The organism is Actinoplanes sp. NPDC048791 (genome assembly GCF_040650095.1).
Taxonomy (GTDB): Bacteria; Actinomycetota; Actinomycetes; order Mycobacteriales; family Micromonosporaceae; genus Actinoplanes.
The window spans coordinates 1-1,374 of the sequence record NZ_JBEZGQ010001574.1 but is presented as its reverse complement, the minus strand read 5'-3'; the positions used below and the strand labels follow the sequence as shown (position 1 = coordinate 1,374).

2 protein-coding genes are annotated in these 1,374 nt (G+C 74.0%); both read right to left on the bottom strand.

The window, feature by feature from the left end:
* Positions 1-1,201, bottom strand: a 1,201-nt coding sequence (locus AB0C29_RS48605) for an oligopeptide:H+ symporter (RefSeq protein ID WP_360835183.1), incomplete at its 3' end; no start/stop codon positions are given.
* 40 nt (positions 1,202-1,241) lie between these two features.
* Positions 1,242-1,374 (bottom strand): MGMT family protein (locus AB0C29_RS48600; protein WP_360835185.1); only part of this gene is annotated, 133 nt, incomplete at its 5' end.

Genomic DNA, 1,374 nt, shown 5'->3' with positions numbered 1-1,374 from the left:
GCGACAGCTTCACCGGCCCGCTCGCCCGGTCGCCGGCGCGCAGCCAGAACCGGGCGGCCACCGGCGCGAACACCAGGACGAAGAAGGGGACGACGGACTGGAACCAGCTCGCGGGCACGGTGAACCCGGCGACGCCCCGGTCGGTCGAGACGTCGGCGAAGCCGGCCAGCACCGTGCCGGTCTGGACGTACAGCATCCAGAACACCGCGGACGACAGGAACACCCAGACGTAGGCGCCGACCCGGACCCGGTCGACGGTACGGATGGCCCGGTGCCGCAACAGCAGGGTGAAGGCGATGATCGGGGCGACGACGGACAGCAGCCCGGTGACCGCCAGGACGTGCCCGACGCGGAAGGTGCCGGCCAGCGCGTCCGCGCCGAGGCCCAGCAGCAGCACGGCGCCGCCGGTCCCGCCGAGCACCAGCACGCGACGCAGCTCGGCGGGAGTGGCCGGGCGCTCGGGGTGCAGTCCGACGTCGCCGAAGTGCACCGCGCCGCGCACGTACTGCAGGATGCCGAAGAGCATCCCGACCGCCGCGGCGCCGAAACCGAGGTGCCAGTCGATCTTCTCGCCGAGCAGGCCGGTGACCAGTGGCCCGGCGATCGCGCTCACCTGGATGCTCATGTAGAACAGCGCGAACGCGGCGTCACGCGGGGCCCGCGCGGACCGCGGGTACATCCCGCCGAGCAGCGCCGCGAGGTTGGGCTTCAGCAGTCCGGTGCCGGCCGCGATCAGGGCCATGCCGGCGAAGACGGGCCAGCGGGCCGGGAGTGCCATCGTGGTGTGGCCGAGCATGATCAGCACGGCCCCGTACAGGGTGGCGCGCCGGGTGCCGAGCACCCGGTCGCCCAGCCAGCCACCCGGGACCGAGGCCAGGAAGACCACCGAGAGGTACGCCCCGACCACCGCCGTCGCCGTGGCCGGTGACTGGGCCAGCCCGCCGGTGTCCCGGGGCGCGACGGCGAACAGGTAGAGGATGCCCATCATCCCGTAGAAGCTGAAGCGCTCCCACAGGTCGGTCAGGAACAACGTGGTGAACCAGCGGGGGCGGTGCCACAGCGGCCCGGATCCCAGATCGGGCTCGGCAGCTTGCTCGTGGACGGTCGGCGGCAGCACGGTGGCCTCCTCGGCGCGGCAGGCGTACCGCCCGCCGGCGGACGCCGTGCGCAGCCTGGCCAGCCCCGCTCGACGGCGGCTCAAGCTCCGCTGGAGCCGGCCGCCGGGCACCGCCCCCGCCGGGTCAGCCGTGGCTCTCGTGAGCCAGCAGCCAGGTCTTCACGGCCAGGCCCCAGCGGTAGCCGCGCAGCGTCCCGTCCGTGCCGACCACCCGGTGGCAGGGCACGAACGACGCGGCGGCATTGCGCGCACAAGCC